Annotated in this window: 19 protein-coding genes and 2 pseudogenes; 8 read left to right on the top strand and 13 right to left on the bottom strand. The window is 61.4% G+C overall.

The features are described 5' to 3' along the window. Window positions 1–274 precede the first annotated feature (274 nt). The 4 genes from MSTE_RS24430 to MSTE_RS24445 form a co-directional block, all read right to left on the bottom strand. Window positions 275–1,519: an IS256 family transposase gene (locus MSTE_RS24430; RefSeq protein WP_408645835.1), complete on the bottom strand. Its 1,245-nt coding sequence runs from the start codon at window positions 1,517–1,519 to the stop codon at window positions 275–277. 235 nt (window positions 1,520–1,754) lie between these two features. Further along, the gene (locus MSTE_RS24435) at window positions 1,755–3,227 is read right to left on the bottom strand and encodes a flavin-containing monooxygenase (RefSeq protein WP_096505124.1); all 1,473 of its coding nucleotides are present in this window, start codon (window positions 3,225–3,227) and stop codon (window positions 1,755–1,757) included. Further along, a complete protein-coding gene (locus tag MSTE_RS24440) occupies window positions 3,224–4,147 on the bottom strand; it encodes a reductase (protein ID WP_096505126.1) in 924 nt (307 codons plus the stop codon). The genes MSTE_RS24435 and MSTE_RS24440 overlap by 4 nt, the downstream gene beginning before the upstream one ends. A gap of 16 nt (window positions 4,148–4,163) precedes the next feature. Next, window positions 4,164–5,003, bottom strand: coding sequence for an SDR family NAD(P)-dependent oxidoreductase (locus MSTE_RS24445; protein WP_408645836.1), 840 nt, complete (start codon window positions 5,001–5,003; stop codon window positions 4,164–4,166). Window positions 5,004–5,101: 98 nt separating this feature from the next. On the opposite strand from MSTE_RS24445, the gene MSTE_RS24450 reads away from it, so the two are divergent. Continuing rightward, window positions 5,102–5,746 (top strand): TetR/AcrR family transcriptional regulator, encoded by a 645-nt coding sequence (locus tag MSTE_RS24450; protein WP_096505128.1) that lies wholly within the window; start codon window positions 5,102–5,104, stop codon window positions 5,744–5,746. A 205-nt stretch (window positions 5,747–5,951) separates the two neighbouring features. On the opposite strand, the pseudogene MSTE_RS24455 reads toward MSTE_RS24450, so the two are convergent. Together MSTE_RS24455 and MSTE_RS24460 are read right to left on the bottom strand one after the other, a co-directional pair. Then, window positions 5,952–6,263 (bottom strand): annotated as a pseudogene (locus MSTE_RS24455) (transposase); the annotation flags it as partial. A gap of 46 nt (window positions 6,264–6,309) precedes the next feature. After that, window positions 6,310–6,498, bottom strand: coding sequence for a hypothetical protein (locus MSTE_RS24460; RefSeq protein WP_096505130.1), 189 nt, complete (start codon window positions 6,496–6,498; stop codon window positions 6,310–6,312). 311 nt (window positions 6,499–6,809) lie between these two features. Here MSTE_RS24460 and MSTE_RS24465 point away from each other — a divergent pair, with 311 nt between their 5' ends. Continuing rightward, on the top strand, window positions 6,810–7,739 hold the full coding sequence (locus tag MSTE_RS24465) for a GGDEF domain-containing protein (protein ID WP_157997744.1): 930 nt from the start codon (window positions 6,810–6,812) through the stop codon (window positions 7,737–7,739). A gap of 164 nt (window positions 7,740–7,903) precedes the next feature. Here the strand turns inward: MSTE_RS24465 and MSTE_RS24470 are convergent. After that, window positions 7,904–9,107 (bottom strand): IS3 family transposase gene (locus MSTE_RS24470; protein ID WP_231897170.1). Its coding sequence is split into 2 segments (ribosomal slippage): window positions 7,904–8,873 and window positions 8,872–9,107, totalling 1,206 coding nucleotides; the frame shifts between segments, so codons are not numbered across the junction. Window positions 9,108–9,183: 76 nt separating this feature from the next. On the opposite strand from MSTE_RS24470, the gene MSTE_RS25690 reads away from it, so the two are divergent. After that, window positions 9,184–9,309, top strand: coding sequence for a hypothetical protein (locus tag MSTE_RS25690; protein ID WP_269458221.1), 126 nt, complete (start codon window positions 9,184–9,186; stop codon window positions 9,307–9,309). Window positions 9,310–9,322: 13 nt separating this feature from the next. On the opposite strand, the pseudogene MSTE_RS25365 reads toward MSTE_RS25690, so the two are convergent. After that, window positions 9,323–9,940, bottom strand: a pseudogene (locus MSTE_RS25365) (cytochrome P450); the annotation flags it as partial. Between MSTE_RS25365 and MSTE_RS25370 the strand changes: the two are divergent. Beyond that, a complete protein-coding gene (locus tag MSTE_RS25370) occupies window positions 9,846–10,253 on the top strand; it encodes a rhodanese-like domain-containing protein (protein WP_231896956.1) in 408 nt (135 codons plus the stop codon). The pseudogene MSTE_RS25365 and the gene MSTE_RS25370 overlap by 95 nt on opposite strands. 72 nt (window positions 10,254–10,325) lie before the next feature. Here MSTE_RS25370 and MSTE_RS24485 read toward each other — a convergent pair whose 3' ends face one another. After that, window positions 10,326–10,748 (bottom strand): META domain-containing protein, encoded by a 423-nt coding sequence (locus MSTE_RS24485; protein ID WP_096505138.1) that lies wholly within the window; start codon window positions 10,746–10,748, stop codon window positions 10,326–10,328. 663 nt (window positions 10,749–11,411) lie between these two features. Here MSTE_RS24485 and MSTE_RS24490 point away from each other — a divergent pair. Next, window positions 11,412–12,107, top strand: a complete 696-nt coding sequence (locus tag MSTE_RS24490) for an MspA family porin (RefSeq protein ID WP_096506363.1) — start codon at window positions 11,412–11,414, stop codon at window positions 12,105–12,107. A 137-nt stretch (window positions 12,108–12,244) separates the two neighbouring features. Here MSTE_RS24490 and MSTE_RS24495 read toward each other — a convergent pair whose 3' ends face one another. Further along, window positions 12,245–12,493 carry a metal-dependent hydrolase gene (locus tag MSTE_RS24495; protein WP_231896957.1) on the bottom strand — a complete coding sequence of 83 codons (249 nt, stop codon included), beginning with the start codon at window positions 12,491–12,493 and terminating at the stop codon, window positions 12,245–12,247. A gap of 206 nt (window positions 12,494–12,699) precedes the next feature. Here MSTE_RS24495 and MSTE_RS25060 point away from each other — a divergent pair, with 206 nt between their 5' ends. Then, complete coding sequence (locus MSTE_RS25060; protein WP_157997748.1) at window positions 12,700–13,026, top strand: hypothetical protein; 327 nt, start codon at window positions 12,700–12,702, stop codon at window positions 13,024–13,026. A gap of 863 nt (window positions 13,027–13,889) precedes the next feature. Here the strand turns inward: MSTE_RS25060 and MSTE_RS24500 are convergent. Further along, window positions 13,890–14,234, bottom strand: coding sequence for a histone-like nucleoid-structuring protein Lsr2 (locus MSTE_RS24500; protein WP_096505141.1), 345 nt, complete (start codon window positions 14,232–14,234; stop codon window positions 13,890–13,892). A gap of 237 nt (window positions 14,235–14,471) precedes the next feature. Here MSTE_RS24500 and MSTE_RS25915 point away from each other — a divergent pair, with 237 nt between their 5' ends. Both MSTE_RS25915 and MSTE_RS24510 read left to right on the top strand, forming a co-directional pair. Beyond that, entirely contained in the window at window positions 14,472–14,660 is a 189-nt protein-coding gene (locus tag MSTE_RS25915) for an acyl-CoA dehydrogenase family protein (protein WP_408645934.1), read from the top strand. Further along, the gene (locus tag MSTE_RS24510; RefSeq protein ID WP_096505143.1) at window positions 14,582–15,484 is read left to right on the top strand and encodes an acyl-CoA dehydrogenase family protein; all 903 of its coding nucleotides are present in this window, start codon (window positions 14,582–14,584) and stop codon (window positions 15,482–15,484) included. The genes MSTE_RS25915 and MSTE_RS24510 overlap by 79 nt, the downstream gene beginning before the upstream one ends. Before the next feature lie 15 nt (window positions 15,485–15,499). Here the strand turns inward: MSTE_RS24510 and dnaB are convergent, their stop codons facing one another. Together dnaB and rplI are read right to left on the bottom strand one after the other, a co-directional pair. After that, a complete protein-coding gene (gene dnaB / locus MSTE_RS24515) occupies window positions 15,500–16,876 on the bottom strand; it encodes a replicative DNA helicase (protein ID WP_096505144.1) in 1,377 nt (458 codons plus the stop codon). A gap of 451 nt (window positions 16,877–17,327) precedes the next feature. Then, complete coding sequence (gene rplI, locus MSTE_RS24520; RefSeq protein ID WP_096505146.1) at window positions 17,328–17,783, bottom strand: 50S ribosomal protein L9; 456 nt, start codon at window positions 17,781–17,783, stop codon at window positions 17,328–17,330. Window positions 17,784–17,788 lie beyond the last annotated feature (5 nt).

Raw genomic sequence — 17,788 nt, forward strand, 5'->3', positions numbered from 1 at the left:
GGACGCAGCCGAAAGTGCGCCCCTACAAACCGAATGTAGGGTCTCAAATTCAACTGCACTTGGCCACTACCCTGACCTGCAGCTATTGCATTTGTCTCACGCCGAATGCACCGGGTTTTGTCTCACGAAGCACTTCATTTCCTACAGCCTTAGCCAAGGCCCTCGAACAGCCCGCCCATCCAGTGACCTTGGATTCCACGCTACTTGACCCTCACAGCACCACCGATTCGACAGCAGGGGTCTGTCAGATTAACGGTGGATCTGCTTGGCATGGTTAGTTATTCGCTGCCGGGGTAATCCGGCCTTCGAACGCGATAGCGAATGCGTTCAAAGCTGGTTTCCGCCGCATGGCCCATCGTGCCCTACCTTTGCCGGTGGGGTCTAGTGATCGGGTGACCAGATACAGGCACTTGAGAGCTGCTTGCTCGGTGGGGAAATGACCGCGGGCGCGGATTGCCCGGCGGTAGCGGGCGTTGACCGATTCGATAGCGTTCGTGGAGCAGATGACTCGCCGGATCTCGGTGTCGTAGTCCAGGAACGGCACGAACTCGCTCCAGGCGTTCTCCCAGAGTCGCATGATCGCCGGATAGCGTTGGCCCCATTTGCCGCTGAACTCGACGAAGCGTTCTTTGGCCGCGGCCTCGGTCGCTGCGGTGTAGACCGGCCGCAGATCGCGGGCCATCTCGTCCCAGTATTTGCGGGATGCGTAGCGAAAGGTATTGCGGATCAAATGGATAACGCAGGTCTGGATCACAGCAGCGGGCCAGACAGTGTTGATCGACTCGGGTAAGCCTTTGAGTCCGTCACAGACCACGATGCACACATCGGCGGTGCCACGGTTCTTGATCTCGGTCAAGACAGCAAGCCAGTATTTGGCGCCTTCACCGCCGTCCCCGGCCCACAAGCCCAGGATGTCCCGTTCATCTGCGGTGGTGACGCCGATGGCGACATAGACCGGCCGGTTGGCGACCTGGCCGTCGCGGATCTTGACGTGGATAGCGTCGATGAACATCACCGGATACACCGAATCTAGTGGCCGCCCTGCCCATTCGGCCATTTCTCCGACCACCTTATCGGTGATCTTCGAGATCGTGTCCTTCGAGACGTCAGCACCATAGACCTCACCGAAATGAGCGGCGACTTCGCCGGTGGTCAGCCCTTTGGCGGTCAGGGACAAGATGATCTGATCGATCCCGGTCAGCCGGCGCTGGCGTTTCCGGACGATCTTCGGATCAAAGCTGGCGTCGGTATCGCGGGGCACCTCGATTTGCACCGGCCCGATCTCGGTCAGCACCGTTTTCTCGCGGACCCCGTTGCGGGAGTTCCCGCCATTACGGCCCGCCACCTGGTGTTTTTCATAGCCCAGGTGTTCATCCATCTCCGCTTGCAGCGCGGACTCCAACACCTGTTTGGTGAGCGCATTGAGCAACCCGTCCGGGCCGACCAGCTCCACACCCTGCTCGCTGGCTTGGGCCAGCAACTGCGCGGCCACCGCCGCGGTATCAATCTGATTCGCCATGTCATCCATGGTTTCGGTCATCATCAGTCCTTCCCGCCAAGCAACGCCCGGCGTGTTGAACCAAGTCAGATCCACCGTTTTTCAGACAGTCCCTTGGTGGTTGATCAGCGGACTGTGGCTATTCTCGGATGGCGGTCACTGCATCGGCCGTAGGCATGATGCGCGACGTAGACAGACCATGATGGTGCTGCCTGTGCTCCCCGGGGCCGCAGGCCGTAGCCGGGTTCCTCTGCGATCAGTTGGTTGCGTGGGTGACGGCGCTCTCTGTGAAGCTGTAGTCGTCGAGTTCGACTGTTCGCAGTTGCCGCGCGAACTGGGTGGCGAATCCGGGGAACATGGTGGTGTTCTTACCGTCGGCGGTGAGGTACCAGCTTTGGCAGCCGGAGTTCCAGGTGGTCTTCCCGAGCCGCTGCTGAATGTCTTCGTTGAAGGCGTCCTGCCGGTCCTTGCGCACGTCCAGGGTCAGCAGATCGCGGTTCCGGAGGATGCCGATCGCCTGCACGATGTAGTCGATCTGCGCCTCCATGTAGACGAGCGCGGAGTTGTGCCCCGGTCCCGAGTTGGGGCCGAAGGTGAAGAACAGGTTCGGGTAGCCGGAAACGTTCACGCTCTTGTAGGCGTGGGCTCCCTCGGACCATTCGTCGGCGAGCTTCCTGCCGTCGCGTCCCGCGATCGGGAACGGGGTGCCCGCTTTGCATACGTCGAACCCGGTGGCGAAGACGATGCAATCCACATCGTGTTCGATACCGTCGGCTGTGCGAATACCCTTGGGGGACAATGTGGCGATGGGCCAGGTGATCAGCTTGCAGTTGTCCCTCTCCAGCGCCGCGTAGTAGTCGTTGGTCATCAGCATCCGTTTGCAACCGGCGCGGAAGTCGGGGGTCAGCTGGCGGCGGGTCCAGGGGTCACTGATCTGCCGGCGCAGGTTCGCCTTGGCGATCCATTGGATGAGGGTGGTCACCGGGGTGTCCCAGACCATTCCCACCGCGGCGGCCTCATGCGTCCAGTACCAGGCCTGTCGGGCGGCGCTCTGCACCGCCGGATTGCTGCCGAAAAGTCTTTGCGCCCACGCGGGATGCCGGAAGTCCAAGCGCGGCAACACCCAACCGGGGGTCCGCTGGAAGACCTTGACCCGGGCGGCCGTCTTGACCAACTCCGGGATGATCTGCACGGCACTGGCTCCCGTGCCGATCACCGCAACATGCTTGCCGGCCATGTCGTAGTCGTGATCCCACCGTGCACTGTGAATCTTGTGCCCGGTGTAGCTGTCGAGGCCGCGGATATCGGGCCAGCTGACGTTGGCCAGCGGTCCCGCCGCCATCACTGCACATCGTCCGCTGAAGATCTCGCCGGACGATGTGTCGGCGGTCCACATCCCCTTGTTCTCGTCGAATGTCAGCGCGGTGACGTCGACGCCGAATTTGATGAAGCGCCGCAGCTGGTGTTTGTCGACCATGCGCTGGATGTAACGCAGGATCTCGGGGCCTCCCGAGTACGCCTTGGACCAATCCGGGTTCTGCTCAAAGGAATACGAGTACAGCAGCGACGGGATGTCACAGGCCGCACCGGGGTAGGAGTTATCCCGCCAGGTCCCGCCCACATCCTGTCCCCGCTCCAGGATCGTGAAGTCCTCGATTCCCTGCTCCAGCAAGCGGATCGCGGTGCCCAGACCGGCGAAGCCCGCACCGACGATCAGCACCTCGCTCATCGCGACACCGGCTTGTAGGTGAGTTCCTCGGACCAGGTCGGGGTCTTGCCCAGCACGCGGATCGGGAATAGGTCGATGGCCTTGCCCAAGGATTCGGAGATGAACTGGTAGGGCTGCACATGGTTAATGGACATTCCCATGTGGTGTTTGATGATATGGAAGGCGGGGATTCTCCGCGTGTTTGCGCTGCGTCCACCCACGTTCTCGTATCGTCTGACGGCGTTGTACAGCTTCTCCTCGGAGAGTCCCATCGCGGAGATGTTGGTCATCATCCGGGTTAGCAAAGGCGAGTAGATCAGTGCGGCGAGCATCACCGACGGTTTCATCACGGTGCCCACGGTTTCGATGATGAGTTTGCGCATGGGGCTGGCGCCTAACATGTCCAAAACCCCGAAGCCCACTGCGAGGTGCCGCGACTCGTCGCTGTTGATGTGTTGGAACACCTCATGGCACAGCGGGTCCGCCACCTCATCGAGCAGGAATTTGACCAGGGCGCCGTCGAGTGCGGTCTCTAGCGCCGGGATGGCTGTCCCCAAAGTTGCCATGTTGAGGTCGTCGCTATACCGATCCAGCCATTCGATGACGAGACGAATGTTCTTGTTGGGCAACGGCACTTCGCCCTCTTCGATCATGCCCCAGCGTCGCATCAGGGCCAGCTCGGCATTAGCGTGTCGCTGCTCCTCGGCATGGAAGTAGGTGTATATCTGCTTGAGAACCTCATTCGGTGCTTTCTTCGCCAGTGCCACGAACCCCTGTGCACCCACATTTTCGATCCAGACCAGATCCGACATGAATTCCTTGAGCGCGGGACGCTGCTCATCGGTGATCTGGTCTGCACCCGGTGCGTCCCAATCGATATCGGCCAGCGCCCACTGCTTGTCCTTGATGGTCGCGAGTATGTTGTCCAGTGCGATTGCCACCGTGCTGCCTTTCTGATCAGTTCCCGCGCTGGCGGGAGATTCGTTCCGTGAGTCCCAGCGCCTTGGTGTAGGTATCGGGAGCCAAGCGTTTGGCCTGCCACATGAATCGGGCATCGAGCTGCGGGAGCACATACAGCTGACCCCGGTCGTGCGCGTCGAGACAACCGCGGGCCACCGAATCCGCCGAGACGCCGGTCCATTTCATGGCGGTGGCGGCGAGGCGGGCGGCCGAGTCCTCGATGATGCCGCTCTCGACGATGTTCGTCTTGACGAAGGTCGGACACAGCACGGTGACAGCCACACCCGTGCCACTGAATTCGGCGGCGAGGGTTTCCGAGAGCGCCAGCACCCCCGCCTTGCTGACGTTATAGGCACCCATGCGCGGCGCGGCCGCGAAGCTCGCCGCCGAGGCGACGTTGATGATTCCGCCGCGCCCCTGCTCGCGCAGTCGGGGTGCGAAGACGTGGCAGCCGTGAATGACCCCCCACAGGTTCACCCCGAGGGTCTTGCGCCAATCCGGGAGAGGAGCGGCACCGACCACCTGTCCCCCGGCACCGATACCCGCGTTGTTGATCACCAGATCCGCCGGTTTGCCAAACCATTCCTCCGCGGTATCGGCCAGTGCGGCGACCTCGTCAAACGCCGAGACATCACAGGCGACCTCGATGGCGCCGCCACCGATCAATGCGGCCGTCTCCTTGGCGCCGGGCAGGTCCACATCGGCACACACCACCCGGCCACCTCGCCGCGCGATTTCCACGGCAAAGGCGCGGCCGATACCGCTGGCTGCGCCCGTGACCACCGCATCGGCCTTCCGCGTGCGGCGCCCACGGCGGCCGAGCCCCATCAGACTCACCGTGAACCACCCGCAGCACATAGTGGTGGCACCCGCCATAACTGACTGCACATGCCACCACTTTGACCTACGGTGTGCTCGGCTGTCAACATGGGGCAATGACGGCATCAGCAGGTCTGTGGGGCGGACGCACCGCGGCGGAGCGCCGCGCGGAACGTCGGACAAGGCTGGTCGCGGCCGCCCAGGAGATCTGGGCCGAGCAGGGGTGGGCGGCAGTCACCATGCGCGGCGTATGCTCGCGAACCTCGTTGAACGACAGGTACTTCTACGACGATTTCGCCGATCGTGACGATCTGCTGGCCGTGGTCTGGGACGGTATGCGCGACGAACTCATCGCGCGGATATCCGATATCGTCGGAGAAAACCCGGACCGCCCTCCGCTGGACACCCTGCGCAAGACGATCGCCCTTGTCGTCGAACGTGTTTCCACCGATCCCGGCTGGGCAGAGATCATGTTTGTCCGGCATATAGGCAGCGCCGTCCTCGAACAGCGACGAACCGACCTGCTGCACCAGGCGACAGCCGTCCTCATGACCGCGGCCGAGCCCTACTTGGTGAGGAACGTCGATCGGATCGGGTTCCGAATTGATACCCTAGTGGGTATCGGCGGATTCAGCGAACTGATCAATGCCTGGCGCTCCGGACTCATCGACGTCAGTGCGACCGAGCTGATCGACCACGGTACCCGCATTGGGACCACCCTCGCGGCCCATCACCTCGCCGCAGACTGGCGTTCGCGCTAAGAGCGTCCAATCGTGGGTATGCAGAGCCGAAATCGTTTCCGATCTGGTTCCGCTTCCGGGAGGCGGATGGTGTCGGGGTGGTGTGCGCCCGATGATGCGTTGGTGGTCAGCGATCTGCCTTCTGTGGCTGTGCGCCTGCATCCGGACTCCGTTGGCCGTACGTTGCCGCGTGCGAGGCACCGCATCCGCAACAGTTATCTACCATCTAGTGGTCCGCGTTTGAAGTTGTTGGGCGGTGGGCTTTCTTGAGGATTTCCTCGGCGGTTTTGGTCCAGACGAATGGTTGAGCGCGTGGGTTCCAACCGTTGATGAATTGACGGATCGCGGTGGTGAGGTCGTGGACACTGCGGAAGCTGCCGCGGTGGATGGCCTGGCGCTCGATGATGCCGAACCAGACCTCGACCAGGTTCATCCAGGACGCCGAGGTCGGGGTGAAATGGACTCGGATTCGGGGGTTTTCAGCGAGCCAGTCGCGGACTTCTTGTTTCTTGTGGGCGGCGTAGTTGTCCATCACCAGGGGTCTGCCCCTAGTTTGGTTGACTCGGTTCGGTCAACTTTTTACGCTAACGGCCATGGTCAAAAACGATTCCGAAAAGCTCGTTGACCAAGACCACCAGAGCTCTATCGACAAACAGCCCCATCGGCAAGCCGCCCAATATGTCGCCGAACTGGTCGAGCTTCACTCCCAGATTATGACCCTGCAAGAGCAACTCGCTGCCGCCGAACACACGTACCGCAGCTGGCTTGAGCATCTGAGTCTATCCCCGAGCCGCACAAACCGAAAAGTCCTAATCAGCGCCCGCGACGGCTGCGCTTTGCAATACTTGCCACATTGCTGAGGAGTTCGGAGGGGCACAGGACCATGCCACTGTTCGTCGCCCGTGTAAGTACCGCCAGCAAGACACTTGCGAGCATCTTGACATTCGAAAATCTGTCTCGATGGTGGCATACACCCACGCGCTACGACCCGGTGGTGTCCTACCTTCGTTCACGCTCCCTGGTACCGGTGATGCGAGTCGTCGTAGGCGGATGCGCAGGTGCCCTAGCGATTAGTCCGCTGGCAATGGAGTTCTCGCCGCAGGGGCCGCAGGGGCCGCTATGGCGGTCGCTGGACGTCATAGTCGGCGCAATCGGGATCTTCTGGATGCTGAGATGGTGGTTCGGGCCGCTGCCTACGCAACTTGTGTCGGCAATCTTCGCCACCACCTCCATAGCCGCGATATGTGTCGGGAGCTTCGCAGACTCCGACAAGGTCACCGGCATATGCTGGATGAGCGCGCTAGCCGTGGCAGCTGTCTACATCGGAGCTTTTCACGGTGCCCGACTTTTCGCCCTGTACTGGTTGCTAGCGCTGTCGACACTCACGCTTCATGCCATTTCACTTAGCCTGCAACAAGGCTGGGCCGTGGCCGCAGCGAAATCAGTCGAGATCGGGGCGGTGGTCCTTGTCATGCCAACGATCCTCCATCTGGTGTATCCCGTGTTTGCCCACGATGCCGTGTCAGCAGAAAGAGACCAACTCACCGGTCTACACAACCGGCGCGGATTCAATGGCCAATCTGTGCGACTAGCGATGACCGCACACGCGCAGCGATCCGAACTCAGCATAATCGTGGTCGATATCGACAGATTCAAGCGAATCAACGATCATCGAGGGCACGATGCCGGTGACCGAGTAATCGTGCTCGCTGCGTTACGGATTCGGGTGGTTACCGGCGATCGAGCAGTGGTGGGACGCCTTGGAGGCGACGAATTTTGCGTGGCCATGATCGCTCCCGTACAGTCCGCGATCGAAGCCGCAGAGCAGATCCGCATCGAGCTCGAGTCAATCGACACGGTAGCCATGATCACGGCGAGCATCGGAGTCGCCACAGGTCGGCCGCTACGAACAGACAGACCCAGAGATCTGGTCAGCCGACTAATCATAGACGCCGACAACGCGATGTACACGGCCAAACGAGACGGCGGCAATCGGGTAGCAACACTTCGTTAAAGAGCAAAGCGAACTTTGCGGTTGTGGCAACTAATCCAAAATCTGGAAAATTGTCTGTCCACACGTTGAACCTCTCGATGGCCCCAACGGCGGCATCAGGTGCAGCGCTGAGAAATGCTGCCGCGACCGCAGAATGAACCGCCCCGGAAAGTCGGGAGACTGTGTTAAACGGTCAGCCCTGCCGGTTGGTGGGCTGTGAATCGAGCGTAGTAGGCGTTCTCTGGTTCTGCTGGTGGGATGTCGCCGCAGTACTGGTAGAGGCGGCGATGGTTGAACCAGTCGACCCATTCGGCGGTCGCGATCTCGACCTGATCGACGGTTTTCCAGGGTTTTCGGGGTTTGATCAGCTCGGTCTTATAGAGTCCGTTGATCGTCTCAGCCAGCGCGTTGTCATACGAATCGCCCACGGCCCCGACCGATCCAGCGATGTTCGCCTCGGCGAGACGTTCGGAATACCGGATCGATACATACTGGCTACCCGCGTCGCTGTGACAGATCAGGTCGGCCAGGTCCCGGCCGTGTCGCTGCCGGGTCCACACCGACTGCTCCAGTGCCGCAAGGACCAGGGCGGTACTCATTGACGAGGCGACTGCCCAGCCCAGGATGCGGCGCGCGTAGGCATCGGTGACGAGCGCGGTATAGGCCCATCCGGGCCAGGTTGACACATATGTGATGTCGGTGACCCACAACCGATCCGGTGCTATCGGGGCGAATCGGCGACTCACCAGATCACCCGGTCTGGGCGCCTTCGGATCACTGACCGTGGTGCGCTTGACCTTGCCCCGCACCGCACCGGTCAGCTGCTCATCGCGCATTAACCGTTCGACGGTGCAGCGGGCTACCGCGACCCCTTCCCGATTCATCTGCAGCCAGACCTTGCGGGCACCATAGACACCGTAGTTAGCGGCATGCACGCGGTGAATGTGGTTGATCAGCACCGCATCTCGGCGTTCACGGTCTGTCGCCGTCTTGTTGACCTGCCGGTAGTAAGTTGATGGGGCAACCAGCAGGCCATGTTCGGTGAGCACGGCGCAGATCGGCTCGACACCCCATCGCAGCCCACCCTCGCAACATTCGGCATGGGAGCGGATGAACTCGGTGATCACGCGTGGGGCCGGTCGAGCTCGGCCGCGAAAAAGCCGACGCTGACTTCAAAATAGCGTTGGCCCTGCGTAATTCGGCATTCTCCCGCCGCAGGCGTTTCAGCTCGGCCGACTCCTGCGTCGTGACACCGGGCCGCTGCCCGGAATCGGTCTGAGATCGACGCACCCAATTACGCAGCGTCTCGGCACTGCCAATGCCCAGCAATGATGCGATCCGCGCCATCGCCGACCACTCCGTCTCGCCATCGGGTCGCTCGGCAACCATCCGCACCGCCCGCACTTTCAGCTCAGCCGGGTACCGCTTCGAGGCATTCCTGCCATGACTCCAACCTTCCCAAGAAGTGAAGTCCCCCGACTTGCCGGGGCGGTTCACCTACCACCGCCGACGACGCCAAGCCGCACTCGGCAAATTGACCCCCATCGAACTCGAGACCATCATGAACCCCACCCAAGCCCATGCGGCCTAAACCCAACCTGTCACAACACGTGCAGCAGACCCCCTCTGCGGTCGGGCAGATCTAAGGCCACGCGGCGTGCAGCGATTTCCCGATACAAAATCGCATCGATCCGATGCTGGTTGTCGAGAGAGCCCTTCCACGGCGGGAAACGCTTGAGAACCGGGAACTGGCGTCCGGCGAAGATCACTGGGTGGATACTGATGATGGCGTGTAGGCGGGTAGTCAACTCGGCCTTCGTTTTTGGATCGGTGACTCCGAAAACAACCCGCACAATGATGTCCAGTGTCAGGGCATTCATGTGCTCCAGCGCACTGATCTCCGACCCGGCGGGCCACTGACCAATGTGCTCAGCAGCGACGGCGGCGATCATGGCGCGGTACCCGCGCAGGGCAGCCCCGTTGAATGCGGGCATCAACAGCGACCGCATCCGCGCATGGGCGCCCTCATCGGTCATCAGCACCGAATGCTCGCCCATGACGAACCCGAGAATCTGGTTGCCCTCACCGGCATGCAAGATCTTCGGGTCCGCGGCGAAGATCTCCTTGATGTGCTCAGGGCGGCTGTACACCACCGGGTTGTCCGCATACGGGGGCACCTGTAGCGAGAAAACGTTGCCGTACTTGCGGCGCATCGCCGGTAGCGAAGAACTCGTGCGGCTGGTCAAGTCCGGTGAGGCGGTGATCCTCGATGTACGCCCAACAGAGGAGTACCTCGCTGGCCACATCCCCGGTGCAATCTGCGTCCCGATCAATGAACTCGCCCAACGGATCACTGAACTACCGGCAGACGCCCAGATCGTCGTCTACTGCCGCGGCGAGTACTGCGCCATGGCCTATGACGCCGTTCAGATATTGACCGACCGGGGCCACCGAGCTATCCGTCTCAGCGACGGCATGCTCGAATGGCGGCTAGATGACCTACCCGTCGTTGCCGTAACAGAATCCCCGTTATGACCACGAACTCGTCCAGCGGCAGGCTCCCACACGTCACGTAGTAGCCGCCGCGCCGTCATCGTTGTTGCGAAGCTAACCAGGACCTGCGCTACCGAGTGGCACAAGTACAAATTCCCAGACCTGCTCCCCTGGGAGCTCCGAAAGCGTCAGTGCACTGTCAACTCTGTGCCAGTAGCGGCTGCCTGAAAGCGCAGCTCGCATGGCCGATTGCGCCCCGGTGACATCGCCGCAGTACATCATCGTCAACGCCGGGCCAAGCCCAAAGTCTAGATTCTCATCCGGCAAAACCGTGAATGATCCCATCATGCGGTTACAGGAATCGCTGCCGCTGAGCCGACCGTCCAGGTCCAACTCAAAGTAGGCGGTCTGGTCTGTTTTCAACGCCCATCGCATCCCGATCAACGAGGATTCCGCAGGGGTAGCCGCAGCCGATGTGGAACCGAATAGGGCCAGCACACCGAACAACGCCACTACCACCCCAGCGAGTTTCCGCATGCAGTCCTCCTGACGAGAGAGCGATTACGACACAGGGTTTATCGCACTGACCTGCGCCGGGCGTTACATCGCTCCGCCGAGCTGGAGGCGCGGGATTCCTCGCAAGCTACGCAACGCATGCCCAAACCTCGACTACAGCACCGTGAATCTGGTTTCCCTAACTGTCGGACTGCGTACGTCACTTGATGATCGGCGTTTCGGCCGAAAACTGATCGCGGGCCTGATCGGATGATTTCCCAACTTCGAGATAGCGGCTCTCATCGTCGCCGCCAAATCACGCGTGACCCAAATGCTCACGTACCGGCTCCTCGAAAAGGCCCCGCCCCGCCGCCGCGAGCATCACTCCAGAAGCCTGTGCCACTTCACCGGCCATACCATCCACTCCCGATCGGCGCGCCACCAACCCACCACATCACATAACTGAGCGGGCGTGATATAGCCCATACTTGCCCTCGGCGGGGAGCGACTCGGCAAAACATGCGGTATGAACATAGCGTCATGTTGGCCACGCAATCTCAGCATGAATCACTCAATGACACATAGATATTCGATAAGCCGCGGGGAGCGCTCATGTCATTCGTCAATGCTCGTAGTGAACCGTATTCCGGCAATGCACCCGCACGTGACCGTCGCCGCAATCCCACCAACGCGGTTGCCCACGCGATGCTCACTTTCGTAGCGGTACTCGCCAACGTGCTGGTAATCCCTGGAACCGCTCACGCCGGCCTGGATAACGAGCTGACCATCCTGGACGGCAAAGGCAGAACGCTGAGAATCCAGCAGTGGGACACTTTCCTCAACGGAGTGTCGCCGCTGGACCGAAACCGGCTAACCCGCGAGTGGTTTCACTCCGGCCGGGCAGTCTATGAAGTGACGGGACCGCAGTCCGACGTGTTCGAAGGGACACTCGAGATGGGGTACCAAGTGGGGTACCCGTGGTCGCTGGGTGTTGGCATCAATTTCAACTACTCCACACCGAATGCATCGGCACTGTACGGGATTCCGAATCCCGCCGTGGCGGGGCCGTCACTTGCCCGCGAACTTGCCACCGCCGCTGCGGCGGGCGTTGCGCCCAACCTCGCCAATGTCGACTCAGGTGCCGAAGCGTCGTATGTGCAGACCACCAATCTGCTACCGAGCGCAGGCATCAACATTGACTTAAGCAATGGCCCCGGCATTCAAGAGATTGCCACGTTCTCTGTGGCCGTCAAAAAGGCGAAGGGAGCGGTTGCCGTTAGCAACGCCCACGGCACCGTGACCGGCGCTGCGGGCGGCGTCCTGCTGCGTCCTTACGCCCGCCTGATTAGTTCTGCCGGCGATAGTGTCACCACCTACGGTGAGGACTGGAACATGAACTAAGGTCTCCGGGCACACTCGAAGCCCCGTCAGCAAAGTACGCAGAACGAACTGGCCAGCGGCTCGCACACCCGCCACCGAACAGGCCCTGCCGCATGCCGGCCCAAGTATCGGCATGAAGCGCCTTGGTTTCGGGGTCGCTATTTGAGGTTGGCTGTAAGCTGGCCGCGCGGGCCAAAGAGTGCTTGTTGCCAGTGGACCAGGAGTGCGGTGGTGTCAATGTGGTCGGGGTGGAAGCCGGGTCTTTTGAACGGTTTCATGTCTGAGTAGATTCCGCGGAACATGGGGTTGCGCAGCATTTTCACGGTTTCTGCGACCAGACGCGCTGGTTGGCGTCTGCCCTCGGGGTCATTGGTGTAGATCGACAGCCAGGGTGCCAGGATCAGCATGGGTACTATTGCGATAGACATGGCCCGCATCCAGCGGATTCGGGTGGATTCAGGGATTCCAAGTGCCCTGTAGACGTCGAGCGCCGTTGACAACGCAGACGCCTTTTCAAGGAATCCTCTAGTGTGAACCCGGCTAGTTCGGTACGTGTGATCCCAGATCGGGCATAGAGTCCTGCGGGTCGGACAGACTCGTTCATATTGGGGCGATGATGAAAACTGTCCTAGCCGCCTGCGCGGCGATGGGCATCCTGGCGGGATGCGTGGCACTGTCTGCTCCCATCCCCGATAACCGAATCCACTGCTTCAGCGGGGTCGGTGCCAGCGATAGCGGCAGAGCCGCCTACCCGGTCGCCGTCCGCGATGAGGTCGACAGCCTTCGAGGTTTTCGTCCACTCGGCGCCCCAAGCGTGCCCCGATGTTTGTCGACAGTGAACATCCGTATGACCGCAGTTCCTCTGTTCGCCGTCGGCGTGGGCTGCTTCTTCGGTTGGGCAGCCCGGTCAAGAAGAGCAGCTCATCTCAACAACCTGTGACAGTTTGCCGCGCTCAAGTTAGCCACCTGGGGGTAGACTGCGGCCACGGTCGGGGTTAACAACTATTGAGGGGCCCGATGGTTGACGCACCGGATTCGACCCAGCAACCGAAGAAACCTTCAGTCGCGGGCAGGAAGATCGGTGCCGGTATCTTTGTGGCGATCGCGACCGCCCTAGCGCTCGCCGCGGTCACCCAGATAGGCAGGCTTGCCTGGGCAGCGCGACCCAAGGTCCTTGTCGCCGCGGAAAGAGCCGCTCCAACAAGACCAACCTCAACCGATTGCGCCCGGGCTGGCCCCTTGACATTCACGGCAGATCGCTATCAAGACCTATTCATTCCACCAAAAAGGCTGTCGGCGTAGTGATACATGGAGTCGCGGCCTATCAGCACGGGTGCCGCTGCGATGTGTGTACCTACGCCGAAACAGCCCGGACACGCGACATCGCCCGCACTTACCGACAATCGTGGAAGCTGGTGAACAGAAATGTCGACCGGCGGTACACGAACACCAGCAGCGGTCATGGCGCTACGCCGTCACGCGCCTATCTCCCCTGGACCCGTGAGGAGTTCGAATTGGCGAAAGACCGCTCCGTACCAGTGCGCGAAGTCGCGGCCCAGCTACAGCGTTCCGTTGGGGCCGTGTCCAACATCAGATACAGCAGACGTACCTGGCCCGACTAGAACCCCGTCTAGGACCGCCCAACAGCATGCCGATCCATGAGCTGTACCACGCACAGCCAATAGCAGCCGAACCGTTGCCGAGGATAACGACAGATACCTGGATCAGCGGCTACAGGCCCTTCCGATTCCGTATGTCGCCCTTGGCCACTAGCCGCGATACCAGCGAGTCGGCCACTCTCGGCTAGTTCGCCGCGTTAAAGGCGTTGATGACTTCGGCGGGAATGCGTCCGCGCGCCGAGATTGCGTGTCCGTTCTTGCTGGCCCATTGGCGGATCACGGTACTCTGTGCGCGGTCGATGGCTGGCCGCTTCCGACTCGGATTAAGGCTGCCGCGAAGGTTGCGGCGTCCATTCACTCGACGAGCATGCTCTACCCAAGAGTTCAATTGTCCACGCAGTTTTTCTGCATTCCTGGACGATAGATCGATCTCATACCTAGCCCCGTCGATGCCGAATTCGACGTTCTCAGTGGCGATGGACTCGCCATCCACGTCGTCAACGATTGTTACGGTGACCCTCTTGGCCATGGGTATGTCCTTCTGAAGCAGCGCTACTTGTCGGTAACAGCATGCCAGATGCGGCCCGCCGTTAATGACGTATTCCATGTGTAAACCTCCGCCGAGTCGCTGGTAGGGCACCGGAGGTTTCTGCCGGCGACGCCCAGCAGCTCGTGACTGTTCCGCACGCTGGGAGGATGCCGCGACATGTTCAAACCCGACTATGTAAGCCCTTGGATGAACCCGGACACACTGGCTGTGCGTGCGATGGCACACGACTTCTTCGTCAAGGAAGCCCTGCCTCATCGCGGGCGGTGGGAAGAGCAACAGCGCGTCGACCGCGGATTCTGGCTTAAGGCAGGGGAAGTGGGGTTACTTTGCGCCGGTGTGCCTACCGAGTACGGCGGCGGGGCGGCAGTTTTGCGCATGATCTGGCGATCTTCGACGCCCAGGTGATCGCCGGTGATACCGGGTTCGGCAACGGTGTGCACTCCGGCCTGGTCGCATACTACATCATGCGCTACGGGACTGAGGAACAAAAACAGCGCTGGCTACCGAAGATGGCCTCCGGCGAGCTGATCACCGCGATCGCCATGACCGAGCCCCGCGGCGGCTCAGACTTGAACAATTTGCGTACGGTCGCTCGGCGTGAGGGCGATGAATACGTGGTCAACGGTTCGAAGATGTTTACCTCCAACGGCGGATCGGCCGACCTCGTTCTGCTGGTCCTTAAGACCGCCACCGTTGACGGGCCAATCTCCCTGTTGGCGGTCGAATCGGACCGCCAGGGCTACACCGTCGGTCGGATCTTAAACAAGGTCGGAATGAAGGCCCAGGACACAGCCCAGCTGTTTTTCGATGACGTGCGAGTACCCACGGGCAATCTGATCGGCCAGGAGGGTATGGGCCTTCTCTATGCGACCGAACGGCTCGCGCATGAACGCCTGCTGATCGCGGCGGCATCGGCCACCGTCATGGAATGTGCGGTAGCGGAGACGGTCAAGTACGCCAAGACCCGTGAGGCGTACGGAAAGCCGATTTCACGGATGCAGCACATCCGATTCGAGATCGCACGGTGCGCGACGACCGCACGGGTGGGTCGGGTCTTCGTCGACAAGTGCATCGGCGATCACCTTGCGAGCACGCTCGATGCCGCCACCGCGTGTATGGCCAAGGTCTGGCTTACCGAGCAGCAATGCGAAGTCGTGGATCGTTGCGTGCAGATCTTCGGCGGGTACGGGTACATGCTTGACTACCCCAGAATTGGCCATTTGAATTGAGAATCCACAATGTAGTTACCGCGCCATGTTGGTAAAGCGCGACAGGTGCAGCTGGTGCGCCACGGTGATGGTGGCCGTCGGACCGTTACGGTGCTTGCCCAGGATCAGGTCAGCCTCACCACCGCGCGGATCGTCGCGCTCGAACGCATCGGGACGGTGCAACAGGATCACCATGTCGGCATCCTGTTCCAGCGAGCCGGATTCACGAAGATCCGAGACCTGCGGACGCTTGTCGGTCCGCTGCTCGGGACCACGGTTGAGCTGACTGATCGCGATGACCGGAACCTCGAGCTCCTTGGCCAACAGCTTCAGGTTTCGGGAGAACTCCGAGACTTCCTGCTGACGGGATTCGTGCTTCTTACCTGAGGTCATCAGCTGCAGGTAATCCACGACCACGAGCTTGAGGCCGGCCTTCTGGTTGAGCCGTCGCGCCTTGGCGCGGATCTCCATCATGGTCAAGTTCGGGGAGTCGTCGATGTAGAGCGGCGCCTCACTGATCTCGCTCATCCGCCGTGCCAGCCGGGTCCAGTCGTCATCGCTCATCCGCCCCGAGCGCATGTCACCCAGCTTGATCTTCGCTTCGGCCGAGAGCAGTCGCATGACGATCTCGGTCTTGCTCATTTCCAGCGAAAAAATCACGCTGGGCAGCTGGTGCTTGATCGAACACGACCGCATGAAATCCAGGCCCAGGGTCGATTTACCCACACCGGGTCGGGCCGCCACGATGATCATCTGACCCGGATGCAGCCCATTGGTGATCTCGTCCAGATCGGTGAAGCCCGTCGGCACACCCTTGGACATGCCGCCCGCCGACGCGATCGCATCGATCTCGTCCATCGTGGGCTGTAGCAGCTCTTCGAGGGGTACATAGTCTTCCGACATTCGCCGGTCGGTGACGTCGTAGACCTCGGCCTGTGCGCGGTCCACCACCTCGGCCACATCGGCGCCCTCGGCCCCGGCATACCCGTACTGCACCACGCGTGTCCCGGCCTCCACAAGACGGCGCAGCAGCGCCTTCTCGGCCACGATCCCGGCATAGAACCCGGCGTTGGCGGCGGTCGGCACGGTGGAGATCAGCGTGTGCAGATACGGCGCACCACCCACCCGACGCAGCTGCCCGCGCCGGTCCAGCTCGGCGGCCACCGTCACCGCGTCAGCGGGCTCTCCCCTGCCATACAGGTCGAGGATGGCCTCGTACACGCTCTGGTGGTTGGGCCGATAGAAGTCGTGCGGCCGCAGCTTCTCCAGCACGTCGGCGATGGCGTCCTTGGACAGCAACATCCCGCCCAACACGGACTGCTCGGCCGCCACATCCTGGGGTGGTTGACGGCCGAACTCCTCCTCGGGAGGGGCAACTGGGCCGGCCTGGCCCAGATCGTCGACTATCGCCACAGCGCGCTGGTCCTCCTAATCACATCAAGTCGAACACATGATCGCGGCTAGGTCTGACAAGTACAGTTCAGCCCGCGCGCCGCGGTAGACGTTAGATGTTGCTGGCGACTCTGCCAAGCGCCCCTGTGGATGAGCCTGGGCATGGGGTGTGGACTACTGTCCAACCCGATGTTAGGGGGTTGGGGACAACCTGGGGATAGCTACCTACATTCCTGCACTTTTCCCATTTGGCAGCCGGTGAACTAATTGACAGGACTGTGGATGGGAATCCGTCCGGCGTGTCGCATCAGGTTGCGTGCTCGGGCGTGTTCTGTTACCCCTCTCAACCCTCTAGGTTAACTAGAGGTAGCTTCGCTGGAGTGGCACACGCGTACAATACGTTCGCCAGCAGGTACGGCAACGGCGCCGCGGAAACCCGCGACGCCGTTGACCCGGCAGTATTTCGAATCGATCAGTCTGCGGCGACTACATCCACGGTGACCTTGGTTGCCACACCGGCGTGCAGGTGCACATCCAGTGCGTACGAACCGATCTGCTTGATGTGTGCCTTCGGCAGGGTGACGGTGCGCTTGTCCAGGTTCGGCCCACCGGCGGCCTTGATGGCGCCCACCACGTCAGCGGCGGTCACCGAGCCGAACAGCTTGCCCTCGCCGGCGGTCTTGACCGTCAGCTGAACAGCACCCAAGCCCTCGATGGCCTGCTTGATCTCGTGGGCGTGCTCGACGCCACGGATCTCCTTGGCCTCACGGGCACGACGGATGTCGGTCGCCTGGCGCTCGGCACCACGGGTGGCGACAATCGCCAGTCCGCGCGGCAGCAGGTAGTTACGTCCGTAACCGTCCCGGACCTCAACGGTGCCACCGGCAGTGCCGAGGTGCTCGACCTCGGTCGTCAGAATCAGCTTCATCAGAT

It is taken from the genome of [Mycobacterium] stephanolepidis (assembly GCF_002356335.1).
Taxonomy (GTDB): Bacteria; Actinomycetota; Actinomycetes; order Mycobacteriales; family Mycobacteriaceae; genus Mycobacterium; species Mycobacterium stephanolepidis.